Annotated in this window: 23 protein-coding genes; 3 read left to right on the plus strand and 20 right to left on the minus strand. The window is 30.8% G+C overall.

The genetic code is table 11. The features are described from left to right. Positions 1-38: 38 nt before the first annotated feature. From OZJ21_RS06355 to dapB, 8 genes are all read right to left on the minus strand, one after another. Positions 39-995: an aldo/keto reductase gene (locus tag OZJ21_RS06355; RefSeq protein ID WP_268857581.1), complete on the minus strand. Its 957-nt coding sequence runs from the start codon at positions 993-995 to the stop codon at positions 39-41. A 3-nt stretch (positions 996-998) separates the two neighbouring features. Continuing rightward, positions 999-1,499 (minus strand): MerR family transcriptional regulator, encoded by a 501-nt coding sequence (locus tag OZJ21_RS06360; protein WP_268857652.1) that lies wholly within the window; start codon positions 1,497-1,499, stop codon positions 999-1,001. Then, positions 1,462-2,313, minus strand: coding sequence for an aldo/keto reductase (locus OZJ21_RS06365; RefSeq protein ID WP_268857653.1), 852 nt, complete (start codon positions 2,311-2,313; stop codon positions 1,462-1,464). The genes OZJ21_RS06360 and OZJ21_RS06365 overlap by 38 nt, the downstream gene beginning before the upstream one ends. A gap of 183 nt (positions 2,314-2,496) precedes the next feature. Continuing rightward, complete coding sequence (locus tag OZJ21_RS06370; protein WP_047035553.1) at positions 2,497-3,000, minus strand: dihydrofolate reductase; 504 nt, start codon at positions 2,998-3,000, stop codon at positions 2,497-2,499. A gap of 17 nt (positions 3,001-3,017) precedes the next feature. Next, positions 3,018-3,974: a thymidylate synthase gene (locus tag OZJ21_RS06375; RefSeq protein WP_101897644.1), complete on the minus strand. Its 957-nt coding sequence runs from the start codon at positions 3,972-3,974 to the stop codon at positions 3,018-3,020. A 17-nt stretch (positions 3,975-3,991) separates the two neighbouring features. Continuing rightward, on the minus strand, positions 3,992-5,890 hold the full coding sequence (locus OZJ21_RS06380) for an ABC-F family ATP-binding cassette domain-containing protein (protein ID WP_328284336.1): 1,899 nt from the start codon (positions 5,888-5,890) through the stop codon (positions 3,992-3,994). 5 nt (positions 5,891-5,895) lie between these two features. Further along, positions 5,896-7,110 carry a CCA tRNA nucleotidyltransferase gene (locus OZJ21_RS06385; RefSeq protein WP_003706158.1) on the minus strand — a complete coding sequence of 405 codons (1,215 nt, stop codon included), beginning with the start codon at positions 7,108-7,110 and terminating at the stop codon, positions 5,896-5,898. Then, complete coding sequence (gene dapB / locus OZJ21_RS06390) at positions 7,107-7,895, minus strand: 4-hydroxy-tetrahydrodipicolinate reductase (RefSeq protein WP_003700093.1); 789 nt, start codon at positions 7,893-7,895, stop codon at positions 7,107-7,109. Before dapB ends, OZJ21_RS06385 begins: the two co-directional genes overlap by 4 nt. A gap of 174 nt (positions 7,896-8,069) precedes the next feature. Between dapB and OZJ21_RS06395 the strand changes: the two genes are divergently transcribed. Both OZJ21_RS06395 and OZJ21_RS06400 read left to right on the plus strand, forming a co-directional pair. Next, entirely contained in the window at positions 8,070-8,966 is an 897-nt protein-coding gene (locus OZJ21_RS06395; protein ID WP_003706156.1) for a YitT family protein, read from the plus strand. A 4-nt stretch (positions 8,967-8,970) separates the two neighbouring features. Beyond that, the gene (locus OZJ21_RS06400; RefSeq protein WP_003700091.1) at positions 8,971-9,801 is read left to right on the plus strand and encodes a site-specific integrase; all 831 of its coding nucleotides are present in this window, start codon (positions 8,971-8,973) and stop codon (positions 9,799-9,801) included. 81 nt (positions 9,802-9,882) lie between these two features. Here the strand turns inward: OZJ21_RS06400 and OZJ21_RS06405 are convergent, their stop codons facing one another. The 3 genes from OZJ21_RS06405 to rpsU all read right to left on the minus strand — a co-directional run bounded on the left by OZJ21_RS06405 (position 9,883) and on the right by rpsU (position 10,776). After that, complete coding sequence (locus OZJ21_RS06405; protein ID WP_003706155.1) at positions 9,883-10,026, minus strand: hypothetical protein; 144 nt, start codon at positions 10,024-10,026, stop codon at positions 9,883-9,885. 102 nt (positions 10,027-10,128) lie between these two features. Continuing rightward, positions 10,129-10,572, minus strand: coding sequence for a GatB/YqeY domain-containing protein (locus tag OZJ21_RS06410; RefSeq protein ID WP_003706153.1), 444 nt, complete (start codon positions 10,570-10,572; stop codon positions 10,129-10,131). A gap of 18 nt (positions 10,573-10,590) precedes the next feature. After that, entirely contained in the window at positions 10,591-10,776 is a 186-nt protein-coding gene (gene rpsU, locus OZJ21_RS06415) for a 30S ribosomal protein S21 (protein ID WP_003694124.1), read from the minus strand. A gap of 250 nt (positions 10,777-11,026) precedes the next feature. Between rpsU and OZJ21_RS06420 the strand changes: the two genes are divergently transcribed. Beyond that, complete coding sequence (locus OZJ21_RS06420; RefSeq protein WP_268857583.1) at positions 11,027-11,839, plus strand: pyruvate, water dikinase regulatory protein; 813 nt, start codon at positions 11,027-11,029, stop codon at positions 11,837-11,839. 103 nt (positions 11,840-11,942) lie between these two features. Here the strand turns inward: OZJ21_RS06420 and OZJ21_RS06425 are convergent, their stop codons facing one another. The 9 genes from OZJ21_RS06425 to OZJ21_RS06465 all read right to left on the minus strand — a co-directional run bounded on the left by OZJ21_RS06425 (position 11,943) and on the right by OZJ21_RS06465 (position 17,965). Then, positions 11,943-12,128, minus strand: a complete 186-nt coding sequence (locus OZJ21_RS06425; protein ID WP_003703786.1) for a hypothetical protein — start codon at positions 12,126-12,128, stop codon at positions 11,943-11,945. A 2-nt stretch (positions 12,129-12,130) separates the two neighbouring features. Then, positions 12,131-12,316 (minus strand): hypothetical protein, encoded by a 186-nt coding sequence (locus tag OZJ21_RS06430; protein WP_003700086.1) that lies wholly within the window; start codon positions 12,314-12,316, stop codon positions 12,131-12,133. Between the two features lie 15 nt (positions 12,317-12,331). Continuing rightward, entirely contained in the window at positions 12,332-13,279 is a 948-nt protein-coding gene (locus OZJ21_RS06435) for a glycosyltransferase family 2 protein (RefSeq protein ID WP_113896159.1), read from the minus strand. Further along, positions 13,266-14,057 (minus strand): glycosyltransferase family 32 protein, encoded by a 792-nt coding sequence (locus tag OZJ21_RS06440; protein WP_003700084.1) that lies wholly within the window; start codon positions 14,055-14,057, stop codon positions 13,266-13,268. The genes OZJ21_RS06435 and OZJ21_RS06440 overlap by 14 nt, the downstream gene beginning before the upstream one ends. Then, positions 14,054-15,061, minus strand: a complete 1,008-nt coding sequence (locus tag OZJ21_RS06445) for a sugar transferase (protein WP_268857584.1) — start codon at positions 15,059-15,061, stop codon at positions 14,054-14,056. Before OZJ21_RS06445 ends, OZJ21_RS06440 begins: the two co-directional genes overlap by 4 nt. Before the next feature lie 70 nt (positions 15,062-15,131). Then, complete coding sequence (locus OZJ21_RS06450; RefSeq protein ID WP_003710005.1) at positions 15,132-16,004, minus strand: YitT family protein; 873 nt, start codon at positions 16,002-16,004, stop codon at positions 15,132-15,134. Positions 16,005-16,027: 23 nt separating this feature from the next. After that, positions 16,028-16,546, minus strand: coding sequence for a peptide-methionine (S)-S-oxide reductase MsrA (msrA, locus tag OZJ21_RS06455; protein ID WP_003703770.1), 519 nt, complete (start codon positions 16,544-16,546; stop codon positions 16,028-16,030). Between the two features lie 55 nt (positions 16,547-16,601). Continuing rightward, entirely contained in the window at positions 16,602-17,243 is a 642-nt protein-coding gene (gene nth / locus OZJ21_RS06460) for an endonuclease III (RefSeq protein ID WP_003703792.1), read from the minus strand. Between the two features lie 14 nt (positions 17,244-17,257). After that, positions 17,258-17,965 carry a DnaD domain protein gene (locus OZJ21_RS06465; protein WP_003710003.1) on the minus strand — a complete coding sequence of 236 codons (708 nt, stop codon included), beginning with the start codon at positions 17,963-17,965 and terminating at the stop codon, positions 17,258-17,260. Between the last annotated feature and the right edge of the window lie 67 nt (positions 17,966-18,032).

Consider the following 18,032-nt stretch of genomic DNA (forward strand, 5'->3'; position numbering starts at 1 on the left):
CTTATTGACGCCTATTTTTTTACTTAATTCAATATTTTTTAAGGTAATTTGTGTCCTGCTGCAAGATATAAATCATACCATTCTTGTCGTGTTAGACGAATATCAGCACCAGCAATACTTTCTTCTAAATGTTGTGGATTCATTGAACCTAAAATAACTTGAACATTATGTGGCAATCTAGTAATCCAAGCTGTCGCAATCGCATTTTTAGTAACCCCATACTTCTTAGCAATTTCATCCATCATTGCATTTAATTCTGGGAACTTAGGATTATCAATAAATACACCTTCAAACATTCCATATTGATATGGGGACCATGCTTGCAGAGTAATATTATTTTTTCTAGAATATTCAAGCATTCCACTTTCTCTATCAACAGCTTCATCTTCAAGTCTATTTACAAAAATTCCACTATCAATTAAAGGTGTATGCTTCAAACTTAATTGAACTTGATTGATGATTAATTTTTGTCCAACAGCTTGTTGTAACACATCTATTTGACTAGCGTTAAAATTAGATACACCAAAATTTCTAACTTTTCCGTTTCTCAATAAAGTATTAAATACTTCCGCTACTTCATCTGGTTCCATTAATGGATCAGGACGATGTAACAAGAATGTATCCAAATAATCTACACCAATTCTTTCTAAAATTCCATCTACAGCTTGTAATAAATGTTCTTTAGAAAAATCATATCTTTGTCCAAATACCAATCCATTAGCAGTTGTTCGTGCATGATCTAATACAATTCCAGCTTTAGATTGAATATAGACTTTATCACGTGGTATACCTGCATTTTTTAAAGCTTTACCAAAAACTAATTCTGATTCACCATCTGTATATATATCAGCAGAATCAAAGAAATTTACTCCTTGGTCATAGACAGTTTTTAGAACAGTTGTAGCATCTTCTATACTCTTCTTACCCATACGCATAATTCCAAGTGCAACTTGGGAAGCAGTAATTTCACCATTACCTAAAGCAATTTGTCTCATTTATTACCCCTCACTTTCAGTTTGTTGTTCATCAGGATGAGCACGATAATACTCATATTCGCAATCCCCATTAAAAATAGATTCTGTTCCAGCTGCAACAGCTTGTTCATAATACCATTGTTTGTGTGTTAACTTTGTCAATTCTTTTTCAAGATTACGAATATTTTGTTCTAAAGTAAGTCTTTGATTTCTAATGAGATTTAATCTTGCTAGAAGACTGGAATCTCCTTCTTGTTTCCAACTTACATATGCTGCAATATCCTTTAAAGACATTCCTGTTTTCTTTAAACATTCAACATCTTCAATGCAGTTAATTTCCTCTTGAGAAAAAAGTCGTAGTCCACCTGGAGAACGTTTTAAATTAGGAAATAATCCAATTTCTTCATAAAAACGAATAGTTGATTTACTAAGATCAAACATCTCAGCAATTTCACCGATTCGATATATTTTTTCTTCCGTTTTTATATTAAAAATCCACTTGATCTGGAACTTTGCATTGTCCACCAAGATTACGAAGTGAACCAATAACATCCATTTCATCATCTGTTAATTCAAAATCAAAAATATGTGTGTTTTCTTCAATTCTATTCTTATGAACAGATTTTGGTAATGGCAATATTCCTTGTTGAATTCCCCAACGTAAGCATACTTGTGCAGTTGTATGATCGTATTTTTTAGCAATTCTTTGTAAAACTTCATTACTTAAAGCTGCTGCTTCACCCAATGGAGCCCAAGCTTCAACTAAAATATCATGTCTTTGGCAATAACGAATTGCTTCTGTTTGTGGCCAACCAGGATGAACTTCAATTTGGTTAACCATTGGCTTAATTTCTGCATTTTCTAATAAATATTCCAAATGATTTGGCATGAAATTAGATACACCAATTGCTCTGATTTTACCTTCTTTGTAGAGGTCTTCAAAAGTACGCCATGTATCTAAATTAATTTTATTAGCTTCATCCCCAAATTGCTTTTCATTAGCTGGCCAATGAATTAGGAATAAATCTAAATAATCTGTCTCAAGATTTTCTAAAGTCTTATTAAAGGAAGCAATTGCTTTGTCGTATCCACGTTCAGTATTCCATAACTTACTAGTAATAAATACTTCTTCACGCTTCAACCCACTATCTTTAACAGCCTTACCTACACCACTTTCATTGCCATATAATGCAGCTGTGTCAATGTGGCGATAACCGATTGATAATGCTTCTGATACTACTTTGTATGTATCTTCAGGTGGAGTTTGGTAAGTACCATAGCCTAGTCCTGGAATTTCAACACATTCGCTAGAACTAATGGCGATGTTAAACTTGATAATTTTTGCATATTTAGCACATCCTTCTCTTAAAAATTTAGAGTTTTTAATATCAACCCTATATGAACTTACATATCTATAATAAAACTTCAAGTTAACTTGAAGTCAACATTTAAGCCTTAAAAATGTAAAAAAGATGAGTACTACAAAATTGTCTTACTCATCTTTCATTATTTTTATTAGAAATTATTTTCTTTCATATTCCAAAAATATATAAGGGTACTTGTTTTTTTCATCTACCTTACCGATTTTTTTTGAAATAAGTTTAAATTCATCATAATTAATAGCAGGCATGACCGTATCGCCATTAAACTCACTTAGTATTTCAGTCTTATATAATTTATCTACTTTATTAAGAAGTAAGTTAAATAACATCGCTCCACCAATAACACTAACTTCTTGAAGTTGATTTTTATCTAACCAAGAAGTTAATTCATCAATAGAATTCATAATTTCTACTTGGGGATTATCTTTATACTTTTCTTTTAAGTTAGTATCATGGGTTAATACTATATGTTGACGTCCTGGCAATAGACCAGGAAAACTATCGAAAGTTTTCTTTCCCATTACCATTGGATGTCCCATTGTTACTTCTTTAAAATGTGCCAAATCAGCTGGAAGTCTCCAAGGTAAATGTCCCTTATATCCTATTTGATGTTTTTGATCTTCTGCCCATACAAATGAAATCATAATGCACACCTCACAGACTAAACAGCAACTGGCGCTTTAATCGCCGAATGTGAACGATAATTCTTTACTTTAATATCTTTCATTTCAAAATCCATAATATTTTTCTTTTCTGGATTTAACCACAATTTTGGTGCATCATAAGGGCTTCTTTCCAACTGTTCATTAACCTGATCTAAATGATTTAAATAAATATGTGCGTCACCAAGAGTATGCACAAATTCTCCTACTTCAAGTCCAGTTTCTCTAGCAATCATATGTGTCAACAATGCATAACTTGCTATATTAAAAGGTACACCTAAAAATACATCTGCAGAACGTTGATATAATTGACAACTTAGTTTCCCATCATTTACATAAAATTGGAACAATGTATGACAAGGTGGTAAAGCACTTAATGGGATATCTTCTGGATTCCATGCTGTTACAATCATGCGACGTGAGTCTGGATTATTTTTAATAGTCTCAATAACATCTTTTATTTGATCTATAGTTTCACCATTTCTTGTTTGCCAATGACGCCATTGTGCACCGTATACATCTCCCAAATTGCCAAATTTATTAGCAAATTCTTGATCTTCAACAATTTTCTGACAGAACTTTTTCTTTTCATCTTGATAAACCTTATTAAAGTTATCATCCTCTTGGGCTCTTAAACCAAAATTAGTCATATCTGGTCCATGATATTCATCACTTTGAACCCAATTCTTAAATGCCCATTCATCCCAAATATGATTATTATGTTCCAATAAGAATCTAATGTTAGTATCTCCTCTTAAAAACCATAACAATTCACTCTTTATTAAGCCGAATGGAACTTTTTTAGTCGTTAATAATGGGAAACCTTCTGCTAAATTAAATCTCATTTGATAACCAAAGAGACTCTTTGTCCCTGTTCCAGTTCTATCGCTCTTTTCATGACCTTTTTCTAAAATATCACGAATTAACTGTAAATACGGTTCTTCTACTATAGACATCGGTGTTCTCCTTCCTATTAATCAACATACTGACTAAGTTCGTCCCAACGTTGAACTTTTTCCATAATGTCTTCATCTAATTCATCAATTTGTTGCTGTAAACTTGCTAATTTAGTATAATCAGCTCCATCAACATGTTGCATCTCTTCTTCTAAACTTGTTTTATCATTTTCAAGCTTGTCGATTTCTGATTCTAATTTTTCATATTCCATCTTTTCAGCGTAAGTTAACTTAGTTTTCTTCTTAACTTTGTCTTCTGCACTATCTGTCTTTTCTATTTTTGTTGCAGATACTTGTTTTTTAGTCTTAACTGCCTCATTCTCGGCATTTTTCAGATAATCTGTAAACATTCCGACATAATGCTTGATTTTTGCATTTCCTTCAAAGATATATAATGAATCAGCTACCTTATCAAGAAAATATCTGTCATGTGATACGGTGATAACAGTTCCGTTAAAGTTATCTAAATAATCTTCCAAAACTGTTAATGTTCCTATATCTAAATCGTTAGTTGGTTCATCCAATAATAAAACATTAGGTTGAGACATCAGTAATTTCAAAAGATATAAGCGTCTCTTTTCACCGCCAGAAAGTTTTCGAATCAACGTTCCATGCATAAATCTTGGAAATAGAAATTGTTCCAATAATTGAGTTGTGCTAATTCGCTCACCATCTTTATTTACAATATTTTGACCAACTTCGTTTAAATAACTAATAATTCTTTTATCTTCAGGGATCTCTTCTGTCTGTTGTCGATAATAAGCCATCTTTACAGTTTCACCGATTGTCAAAATACCTGAATCTAATGGCAATTCACCTGATAAAGCATTTAAAAAACTAGATTTCCCAGCACCATTAACGCCTGTAATACCGATTCTGTCTCCAGCTTGGATTAACAAATTGAAATCTTCAATTATTTTATGATTTCCAATTGTTAAACTTGCATCTTTTAATTCTAATACTTTCTTTCCCAGTCTTTGTTGTCCTAAATTAATATCAACATTTTCGTCAACTTGGACTTTATTTAAATTGCTTTTTAATTCATTAAATTTATTAATTCTAGCTTGTTGCTTAGTAGTACGTGCTTTAGCACCTGTTCTCATCCAAGCTAATTCTTTTTTATATAATTGTTGTTGTTTATGTTCTTGAACAAGTTCTCTTTCAACTCGTTCAGCTTTTTGTCTAACAAAATCTTGATAGTTTCCAGTATATGAATATAAACTACCAAATGACAATTCCATTATTTCAGTAGCTATCTGATCTAAGAAATATCTATCATGTGTAACTACTAATAATGCTCCTTTATAGTTAGCAAGATATTGTTCTAACCATTCAATAGAATCAAAATCCAAATGATTAGTTGGTTCGTCTAGTATCAACAAATCAGGCGCTTGAATCAATACTTGAGCTAATCCTACACGCTTCCTTTGTCCACCAGATAACTCTTCTATTTTTTGCGTTAAATCCTCTATGTGTAATTGAGTTAGAATTGTCTTAACTTCACTATCAGCTGTCCATGCATCTTCTTGATTCATTTTTTCTTCAGCTTTAATGTAACGTTGTTCAGCTTTTTTATCATCTGGATGTGCTCCATATTCAGTTAGAGCTTCTTCATAATCTCTAATTGTTTGAAATACAGGAGCTGCTCCAGTAAAAATAGCTTCCATAATTGTACTGTTTTGTGGAAATTCAGGTGCTTGTTTTAAGTAACTTATGCGATAATCATTTGGTTTTATTAAATTTCCAGAATCTGCTGAATCAATTCCAGTTAATACATTCAATAGTGTTGTTTTTCCAGAACCATTTGTTCCAATTAAGCCAATTCTATCATGTTCATTTATTAAAAAGTTTAAATCCTTGAATAGCGTTTTTTCGCCATATGTCTTGGTTAAACTTTCTACACGTAAAGTTTGCAAACTACTCACACTTTCTCTTCTAATAGTTTCTTTGCATTTTCTATTAATATCTCTTTGTCATTAATAATATTTCCAAAAACTATTTCTTTTTCAAGTTTATTTAAAATTTCACCCATTATTTTTCCAGGTTTGATCCCTGCCTCTTGCACAAGATCCTTACCATTAACTTTCATTTCTTTTCTAGATTTAATCGGTAATTTGTCATAATTAATTTTGAGCTCACTATCATCCATGCCGAATCCTCGTATCTTTGCAATTTGGTTAGCTGTTAAAAGGATTTCTAATCCATTTTGATAATATGTCTCAATATCTAACTTATTATCTCTTATTTTTTGGACACATAAACTAGCCGCAATAACATATTTAATAATGTTATTGGAGCTCTTCCAAGAACGTAATAAGTTGCTTATATCAGTATCTTTTAACTTAAAAGCATCAGATAATAATGTCCAACATTCTTCCTCTGTATTTAATTTAAAGTCTGAAAATTCTAATATAGACTTTAATTCAGCATATTTATCTGCAAATAATGGACAATATTTATATAATTCTGTATCTAAAAATTCTTGTAATCCTTGTTTAGGGTTTTTACCCAAGAGAAGTTTAACCCATTCTACATGAATTCTTTCAATTGCAATTTTTTCAAGTAAATGGGAATTTTTCTTAATAGCATTGAAGGTATCTAGTTCTACTTTAAAATCTAATTGACTACCAAATCTGACGGCACGCATCATACGTAATGCATCTTCATGGAATCGTTCTTCAGGATTTCCAACGGCTCTTATAATGCCATTTTTCAAATCTTTCAATCCATCGAATAAGTCTATGATTTTACCCTTATCATCCATCGCAAGAGCATTGATTGTTAAATCTCTTCGTTTTAAATCTTCTTCTAAAGAGCGCACAAACTCAACCTTATCAGGTCTTCGATAGTCTTGATAAGTTGATTCTGTTCGAAAAGTAGTAATTTCATATCCAGTACCGTGGTCTAAAACCATCACCGTACCATGTTCTACACCTGTATCAACAGTCTTACTAAATATTTGTTTAATCTCCTCAGGATAGGCACTTGAAGCAATATCAACATCATGAATTGGTAGACCAAGTAAAGTATCACGAACACTACCACCAACAAAGTATGCTTCAAATCCAGCTTCTCTAATTTTCTCTAAAATAGGTAATGCTTTTTTAAACTCATCTGGTATATTTTCTACAATCATAATAAGTTCTCCAAACCTACCATCAATTCATTATAATCACCAATTTTTTCTACAGCTAAAGCTACACCTGTCATAAATGATTCTCTATCAAATGAATCTTGTCTAATTGTTAAAGCTTCTCCCTTGCTACCAAAGAGAACTTGTTCATGAGCTACATATCCAGGTAATCTAACAGAATGAATATGCATTCCTTCATAATTAGCACCTCTAGCTCCATCTAAACTTTCAGTTTCTTCTGGATTACCTTGTTGATGTTCTTCACGAACTTCAGCAATTAATTTTGCAGTATTAATAGCAGTACCACTTGGTGCATCCAACTTATTATCATGGTGCATTTCAATAATTTCTACATCAGGCATATATTTTGCAGCTTGTTTTGCAAATTGCATTAATAAAACCGCTGAAATACCAAAGTTAGGTGCAATCAATCCACCAATACCGTTCTTTGCAGCAATTTCTTTTAATTCAACAATTTGTTCATCCTTAAGTCCAGTTGTACCCACAACAACTGAAATTTTATTTTCTAGTGCGAACTTAACATTTTGATAAACAGCACTTGGAATTGTAAAATCTATCCATACATCAATATCATTAACTGGGATTTGTTCATAATCTGTATATACAGGCACATCCAAGTCTGCAAATTCAGCAACTTCATTAACATTCTTTTCAGTAACTACGGGATTATAAACACCTGCAAGCTTAAATTTATCATTGTTTGCTACCATATGGATTGTTTTATTTCCCATACTTCCTTTGAATCCAGCAACTAAAACATTTATCATAAAAAAGTCCTCCCATGCATTATATTAATATCAATTATACAATACTCATCGTATTTATTAAAATACCGACTATCTAATAGTTATAAATAATATTATATCTTTGAAATTCATGATAGTATAGAACTATAAATACTATCTATAAAAAAGTGAACTTATATAAGGGGTGAATAATTAATGACTTATCAAAATGAAAAAATTAGTCTTAAAGATTTAATTTTTATTACTATCGGTTGTTCTTTATACGCTTTTGGCTTAGTTACTGTAAATATTGCCAATAACCTTGCCGAAGGTGGAGCAACAGGTATTACCTTAATTATTAGATATTGGCTACATATCGATCCTGCATATTCAATTATTTTACTTAACATTCCTTTAATTTGGATTGGTTATCGTTATCTAGGAAAGAAAGCTTTAATATATACTATCTACGGAACTACCATGTTATCAATTTGGACTTGGCTTTGGCAAAGGATTCCTATTAATATCAATATTCATCACGACTTGTTCCTTGCTGGTGTTTTAGCTGGTTTAATTGGTGGTACTGGTTCTGGATTAGTTTATCGTTTTGGAGGAACTACTGGTGGTACCGATATAGTTGCACGTATTTTTGAAAAGAAACGTGGCATTGTTATGGGAAAAACATTACTTGCCTTAGATGTTATCGTTTTAACTTGTTCTTTAAGTTATCTAGACTTACGCCAAATGATGTACACTTTACTTGGTTCATATGTTTTTGCCCAAGTTGTTAACTTCATTCAAGAAGGTGCCTATGCTGCACGAGGGGTTATTATTATAACTAATCATCCAACAGAGATTGCTAATGATATAATTCAGAAAATGGAACGTGGTGTCAGCTATCTTAAAATTGAAGGTGCTTTTTCTGGACAAGAACGAAAAGCATTATACTGTGTCGTTAGTCCTAATGAACTAAATACATTAAAAGGATACATCAATCATCATGATAGTGAGGCATTTGTCTCTATTTTTGAAGTTTCTGAGGCAATGGGCGACGGATTTAGTTTTAATACCCCAAGTCGTTCACTATTGAAGTACATTAAAAAGGGAGGATAAATTTTTGAGTTTTCCTTATGAAAAGAGATTTATCTTGTATTTGCGTAATGAACGTTTTCTAGAAGAAAATACCATTGCTGATTTAACTCGTGATATCACACGTTTCTTTAATTATCTTAGACAAAATAATCCAAATTACCGTGATTCACTAAAAGTTTCATCAATTTCTAGCAATGATATTAAAGAGTATTTAAACACCTTATCAATAACTAATAATATTAAAAATACTACTTATAATAAGATGCTTACCCATATTAATACCTACTTTAAATTTTTATTTATTAATAATTTATCACCTGTTTTGCCTACTCTATCTATTAAAGGAAGAAAACGTACTGTAAATAAAGCTACTGATCTAGCTTGGACTGAAAAGTTAGCTGAATATTTAGTTGATGATAATCTGAGCCTTTATACTCGTATGACTCTCTTATTGATATCACATTTCTATACAATAAAAGAGATTTTACAAAGAGACTTTTATCAGGAACTAAATCAGATAGAATTTACAGATTTTGAGTATGAATTTATCAATTTATTTAATGAGGAGATTATAAACCTTCAGCAACGACAACATACTCACGATATCTTTTTGAAAAAGAGATTGGATATTGTTTCACCCCAATTAACTTTACCTGGATTACACAAATATTTAAAGAAGGACCAAAAGAGTATCGATATCAAGTTATCTCCTCGTGAACTATATCAAAATGCCGTATGTTATTTTATTCTAAATAATCAAAATTTAAGCGATACACAACTTATTCAGCAATTAAGATTAGAAGATCTTACATCATTAAATTATTATCGCCAAAAATCTTATAGTACAACCGAATAACTAAAAATGACAAGATTTTTCAAATTAAATCTTGTCATTTTTATATGCATGTATAATTCAATTAATGATCTACAAAATATTTTATTTTCTATCAGAATCAGCTTTAAAATATTTACCTATACCAACTATAACATTATTAATTCCTATTAAAATTAAACAAACTGCCCATAATTTTTTAACCCTTACTCTATGAGCATATAATTTATTTTTTATGTATTTTTTCATTGTAAACAGTCCTCCCCTTTATATATCGCTTTCATTATATCATATTATAAAAACATAAAAAAACTACCACAAATAATAATGTGGTAGTAAATCGAGTAATTATTAATTTAATAATTCTTTTACGGTTGCATTGACTAACTTTCCGTCAGCCTTTCCTTTGAGTTTTGGCATTACTGCTCCCATGACTTTACCAAAATCAGCTTTGGACGTTGCTCCAACTTGGTCAATCGTTTCTTGAACAATGGTCTTCACTTCATCTTCACTAAGTTGCTCTGGTAAATAGCTTTCAACAACCTTTATTTCATTCTTAAGATTTTGAACAGCTTCATCACGGCCAGCATTCTTAAATTCTTCAAGAGAATCCTTACGTTGCTTTAACTCTCGAGATAACACAGCTATTTCTTCATCTGAAGATAAGTCATGTCCAACCTCAATTTGCTCGTTCACAACTGCAGCTTTTAACATACGGATAGTGCCAAGTTTGACCTTATCTTTTGCTTTCATAGCTGCAATCATATCTTTTTGCAATGACTCTAATAAGCTCACTACATCAAGCCTCCTAAATTAGAAACGACGCTTGTTTTTACGTTTACGAGCTGCTTCGGATTTCTTCTTACGCTTTACACTTGGCTTCTCGTAGAATTCGCGTTTCCGATATTCTTGCAAAGTACCTGTTTTTGAAACGGAACGTTTGAAGCGACGAAGAGCGTCATCAAGAGATTCGTTTTTACGAACGACTGTTTTTGACATGTGTGTTTCCCTCCCTCCGAGCTTAAATGTAACCGTCTTAAATAGCAAAAGTACATATTTCAACAGTTCTTTTCTATTGTAACTAATGCTTTATCTAGTGTCAATAATATATCAATAAATAATTTGTAATTTCTTGACATATTATTCTTTACTTAGCTAATAATACATTAATTCTTCATTCCATATGGAAATAATATCTATTTAAATGTATAATTAATTACATGTAAAACGCTTTTATAGGAGTGATAATATGTCTGATTCTATTACTAATATTTTTGTTATCTCTGATTCAGTTGGCGAAACTGGTCTTAGTTTAATTACTGCAGGTACCGTTCAATTTCCTAATAGTAAATTTAACATTCGCCGTTTTCCACTAACAAAAACTATTTCCTTACTTCAAGGTATTTTGAATAAGGCAAAAAGAGAAAATGCCATTATTTTACATACTTTTGTTAATCCTGAATTATCTGACTATGTTAATAATTTTGGTAAAGAAAATAACTTGCATGTTATTGATGCTCTAACTGGTGTGGTCCAAACTTTAGCCGAGATAACTGGAGAAAAGCCTTTAAATGCAGCTGGATTAAAGCACAAACTCAATCCAGACTATTTCAAGCGTATTGAAGCTCTTGAATTTGCAGTTACCTATGATGATGGTAAAGATCCATCTGGTTTCCTTAAAGCAGATATTGTACTTTTAGGTGTTTCCAGAACATCTAAAACACCTTTATCACTATATCTTGCTAACCAAGGATATAAGGTTGCCAATCTTCCATTAGTTCCTAAAACTCAAATTCCTAAAGAAATTTATCAAGTTGATAAAAAACGTATCTTCGGTTTGACTAATAATCCTGAAGTTTTAAACAATATTAGACGTCAACGCATGATTTCTTATGGTCTAGATCCAGATACTGTTTATTCAAATATGGATAATATTAATCAAGAATTAGAATTTGCAACTAATCTATATAAAGAATTAGGATGCTTACAAATTAATGTAGCAACTAAGTCTATTGAAGAAACAGCAACCCTTATTATTGAAAGTCTTGATAGTGAAGATTAAGCAATCTAAAGCATAATTCCGATGTATTATCGATATTATGCTTTTTTTGTATATCAAAAAGAACCTTGTAATTTTTGATTTCCAATAATTACAAGGTTCCTTCTTACTTATCTTTCTTATTCACTCTTACTGTCATAACCGCATTAAACATATCTACCACACCAATAATAAGAATCAAAATCGTTAGTAAAAGATATTTTCTTTCAAAAATAAAAAGATTGAAAAATGATAAAATAAAACAAAAAATAGATACCCAAAAGTTAAATTGTTTAATTAAATCTTTAAACATCGCTACCTCCTATTTCTTCTTCTATTCTTTAAAATTGCATAATTCAACGTAAAAATTCCAAAAACTGCCCAAAATATTGCTGTTATAAAAGCTTCAAAAACTCCTACAAATAAACAGAAAAAGGCACATACGAACGAAATTATTGCAACCCAAAATGTTCCTTCTTCAAATAGACTCTTTCTATTCATAAATTAACATCCCTTCTAATATAAATAGAATAACTTATATGTTATTGAATTTACCATTTTTAAATATAGATTTTGTTTACTTCTTTCACTGAGATATTTATTTCTTTTCCAATTTGGAAAATTTGTATCAATATAACTTTTTATTTCAGATAATAATTCTCTTTTTAATTTCCTATCTTTTTGCTTTAAAACTTTTCTAATCAATACATTTCCCAGTAAATTCCTAGTGAATCTATATTCCATCTCATCTTTATAACATGTTACTTTATGTACCCGATAATATTTAATTATATCATTGTATATCCAAAAAATATCTCTAATTCTTGTAGATTCATTATAAGAAATCGAATTACTTCTTTGTACATAATGAACTCCTATATGATCATCTACAGCTATTTCCTCTATATTTTGTAAATTAGCAACCATCTTGAAAAAGAAGTCCTGATCCTCATATAATCGTCCAACTGGAAATTTAAAATCCAATGTATCTAGCCATGACTTTTTATAAATTTTATTCCAAGCCACTACTCTACCTTTTACTAAGTATTCATTTAATGAATTATATTTTTTCACTACATCTTTTACTTTTTTATCTGGGAATTCCCAAAGAAAATTACTTTCAATAATTTTCTTTCGACCATTTTCCGATAAATTATACATTCTCTCAAACATTTGACTTTCAACGTAATCATCGGAGTCAATAAAAGCAATATACTCTCCTGATGCATACTGTAAACCAAAGTTTCTTGCATCAGACAACCCACCATTTTCTTTAGTAACTAATAATACATTAGAATAATTTTCTTTATAATCTTCAGCAATTTTATGAGAATTATCAGTACTTCCATCATTTACTAAAATAATTTCTATATCTTCTAGTGTTTGATTCACTAAGCTATCTAAGGATCTTTTTAAATATTTTTCTACATTATAAATTGGCACAATTATACTAATTTTCGTCATTTTTTCTCCTTATAACTTTTTTAATTCTTCTAGAAATCGCCCAAAATATTCTGAACACTAAATTTACATATCTCCCTAATTTTTCACCAAATATAGCATTATTCTTCCTAATTATTTCAATATGTTTTAAATTAGTTTTAGACTGCCATGATGCACTATAATGGTGGATGCTATGCGTATTATCAGTTGTAGCTATCTTTCCTGTCAAAAAATTCATTGGTGAAAAATATTCCATTGGATAAATTGAAATACCGTTATCCAATTTTTGAAATTCATTTTTCTTCTTGAACCCTTTTTTTAAAAAATAGTTTGTCGCATATATTGGAATAGAAATCAAATTAAGACTCCCATCCTCATTAATAAACTTTATTTTATCGTATTCATGAAGTAGGTTACCGATATCATTATTATTTTTTTCAGCTCCAAATGCTAAACCTGGATTGATAAAATATCCATTCTCATTACTTTCAATACCCATAAATATTTTATTTTCCAATAAATCGTCAAAGTTCTTAATAACTTCCACATCTGTATCTAAATATATTCCACCATATTTGTATACTACATCATATCCGACATAATCAGACACAAACCCCCACTTACCTTTTTCGAAAGCTTGTTTCATATACTCATTTTTTGTATAATCATAATTACTTTCATTCCAACATTTTATTTCGTAATCAGGACATTTTTCTTTCCATGTATCAATATAATCTTGAAGTTCTTTGGGCAGAGGATTTCCGCCAAACCAACAATAGTGAATAACTTTAGGTATCATTGATCTATCACCCCTAATTCTGTAATAGCTTTCTTTATATAGAATCCCGATCGAAGTTTATGAGCTATCTTTATAGTATTGGATTTAATCTCTTGATATTCTTCTCTAGTCATTTTATCTAAAATTGGTTTAATTTGTGATAAATTATCAACTACTATACCCAATTTATTTCTATCAACAAATTCAGCTAATGCTGCCTCTCGCCATATAATGATAGGCATACCTGAACTTAAATATAAAGAAGTTTTATGTGGATTATTATATTTAAGATATTCACCATATACACCACTACATTCTTTACTGCTGTCTCCATCCCATATCAAGCCAAAACTTTGAGTTAGCAATTCTTTAGCTAATTCATCAGGTGGTAATGATCCTCTATATTCAATATGTTTACTTATTAAAGCTGGAGAAAAGTTAGGCCCAAATAATGTCAATTTAAAATCTGGCTCATATTCTTTTAGAAATGCAGCTTTATTCAAATTACCTGCATAACAAACACTTTTATCAAAAATATTATTTTCTTGTAGAGGAATATTATTATCATAATCAAAAATTTCTAAATCAACAATTGGTACCTCTACTCCATTATTTCTTAGCCAATCAATCATTTTTTTGTTATGAGCAATTACACCATCAGACATATTTAACAAATCCAGCTCAAAATTATTTCCACCATTTTTAAATCGTAATGACTCTAAATCATGGATTAAGATGTATACCTTTTGAGAATTTTTCTTTAAATTCCTCATTATCGCCTTATTAGTACGCTCATTAAGTGCTGGATACTGAAAAATAGCATTCTCATATCTTCCTTTTAATATAAAGGGTATATCAAATAAACTCTGTCTATAACTAACTAACTCTGCACGTCTTCCACCATAAAAATAGAAGTCTTGTATCTTAAAATTATAAATTTTTAAAAAATTTTCAACGTCTATCTTTGCCTTGGGGCCAGCTTCGTTTTGACTCTTATTATACATAGAAACAATTATGTTATTCATACATAACCTACCTCAATCTTAATATCTACTAAAAAGAGTAGGAAATGGAAACCATCCCTACTCCTCTTTTTTACATACTTGGTTCATAAAATCTTCCTAATATATGTACATTTTCAGCAATGCTGACAAATGCCTTAGGATCTGACTCACGCATGGCTTCTTTTAAGTCAAACATTTCATAACGAGAAATTACAGTTAATAATACTGTCTTTCTATCATGCTGATATGCCCCCTCAGCATCATGAATAATTGTAATTCCTCTTCTCATATGATGTTGAATAGTCTTAACTACAAGATCTGGTTTATTAGTAACTATCATCACTTGCATTTTTTGTTGACGAGTATAAACCATATCCATTACTTGAGCATTAATAAAAATTCCCAAAGCTGAATAAAAGGCATGTGGCCAACCAAAAACGAAACCAGCAGCTATAATTATAAACATATTAAAAACCAAGTTTACTGTACCAACTGATTTTCCAGTACGTTTACGCACAGTTAAACTAATAATATCTAATCCACCAGTTGAAATACCATTTTTTAATGCTAATCCTGTTCCAAAGCCATTAATAGCAGCACCAAAAATTGCACAAATAATGGGATCATTGGTCAAAGTAACTGGCTGAATAACTTTCATCATAATACTAGAAAAAACAACTGCCAAAATTGTAAAAATTGTAAATTTATGGCTAATTTGGAACCATGCTAATATAAACAAAGGTAAGTTCAACACAAATAACATTAGAGCTGTCGACAAATGAATTCCACTTGAAGCAGTTAATGTAGAAATCAACTGAGCTAACCCCGTAATACCTGAAGAATAAATCTTACCAGGATCCCAAAAGAAATTTAATGCAATTGATACCAAAATACCATAAATAAAAGCCATTGATGCTTTTGCAAAATACTGGTGTCTCTTCCACACCTTTTGCAACTCATCCATAATCTATAATTCCTCTCTTTTTATTAATTCCAATGCTGATTACGAAATTGTTCCCTACCGCCCATTTCTTCTAAAGCATATCTTTCCGGATTTTTCTTGTAGAAATCCTGATGATATTCTTCTGCCTCATAGAAGGGTTTAGCATTTTCAATTTGTGTTACGATTGGCTTATCAAATTCTCCACTTTCAGCTAAGGCTTTCTTTGATTCTTCAGCAATTTTACGTTGCTCTTCATCATGAACAAAAATTACAGGGCGATAACTATCCCCTCTATCTTGAAATTGCCCCATTGCATCAGTCGGATCTGTTTGGCGCCAATAGATATTCACTAATTCTGCATAGGAAATGATTTCAGGATCAAAAACTATTTTTACAGCTTCTGTATGACCTGTTGTATGAGAACATACTTGCTCATAAGTTGGATTTTCAACAAAGCCCCCTGTATATCCTGAACGAACACTAATAATCCCCGGCATCTTATCAAACGGCTCTACCATACACCAGAAACATCCACCTGCAAAAATAGCAGTATCTTTACTCATATAAGTCACCTCGTTCATTAAACTCATTAGATTGATTATATCATGTTTTCTAATATTATTTTATCCTTTTTTGCCCTTCTTGACAGATTTCCAATAATGGACAAGTTTCACATTTAGGGGCTCTCGCCATACATTGATAGCGTCCCCAGAAAATCATTCGATGATGAGATTTTATCCAATCTTCTTTAGGAACCTTTGACATTAATATTCTTTCAGTCTCCCTAACTGTAGCATCTTCTGGAACTATTGCTAAACGCTTAGAAATTCTATGTACATGTGTGTCAACTGCAAAAGCAGGAACACCAAATCTCTCAGCTAATACAACATCCGCCGTCTTTCTTCCAACACCAGATAAGGACATCAACTCCTTATGTGTTTTAGGCACAACAGAATTAAAATTCTCCACTAGCATTTTCGAGCATTCTACTAAATATTTGGCTTTATTTTTATAAAGACCGATAGTCTTAATATATTTAGCAACTTCTTTTGGATCAGCCTTAGCCATATCTATCGGATATTTGTACCTATCAAACAATGCTGGGGTGATTTTGTTTACCGCTTTATCTGTGGTTTGTGCACTCAAGATAACAGCTAATAAAAAATGATAATCACTATCAGCTATTAATGAAGTTGTCGCATTTGGAAACATTTTTCCCATTTCTTGTAGCGCATATTGTGTTTCTTTACTATCTAACATATAATCTCCCCCACTTAATCCAACCACTTTGTCAATGGTATTTTAGGTTTGTTCTCTTTATTTTTATTATTGTCGCTTATTGTATTAATGTTTTCTTTCCTTTTTTCTCTAGCTTTCTTTAAATTTTCTACATCTACCTTAGATCTAATTCCTTGTTTTTCCCAACTGAGTAAAATCCTGTCAATATATTTTAAATTATATGCCTGACTTAAAACAGCTTCCCTCAAAGCAAGTAATATTAGGTCTGTTTTATATTTATCTTCTTCTATCCAATCATTTATCATTTCTAATTCTATTGGAGATAAATCCCTACCAAATTCTACTTGGAAAGCATTAAATATTTTTTGTCTATCTTTTTCTGCCGATACATTTAATAGTTCTTTTTTTTCTTCATCTATCAATGAATCTAGTTTTTGGTATAAGAAATCAAAACTATAACTGTCAGTTTTTTGTCCTTGTTGATTTACAATTGTTTCAATCTTCAGTATTTTTTTCTCTATTAAATTGTGTAATTGTGTATATACATCATTAACAGATATTTGCAAACTTTTAGCTATATTTTCTAGTTCAGGAAATGTTTCCCCTTTTTGAAGATAACTATTAAGTTGTAAGTACAAAATAAATTCCGTATCAGTCATTCCTAATTTCTTATAGTTTTTCAATACAAGGTTTGAAATTACCGTATTTCCTTGACGTAGAAACTCTCTTAATGTACTGTCCAATTTTTTATCACCCGTTTCTTAATTCACTACCTTGATTTAAACATATATTACTATTAAAAAGCAATTT

The sequence above is a fragment of the Ligilactobacillus sp. UO.C109 genome (assembly GCF_026847815.1).
In the GTDB taxonomy this organism is placed as follows: Bacteria; Bacillota; Bacilli; order Lactobacillales; family Lactobacillaceae; genus Ligilactobacillus; species Ligilactobacillus salivarius.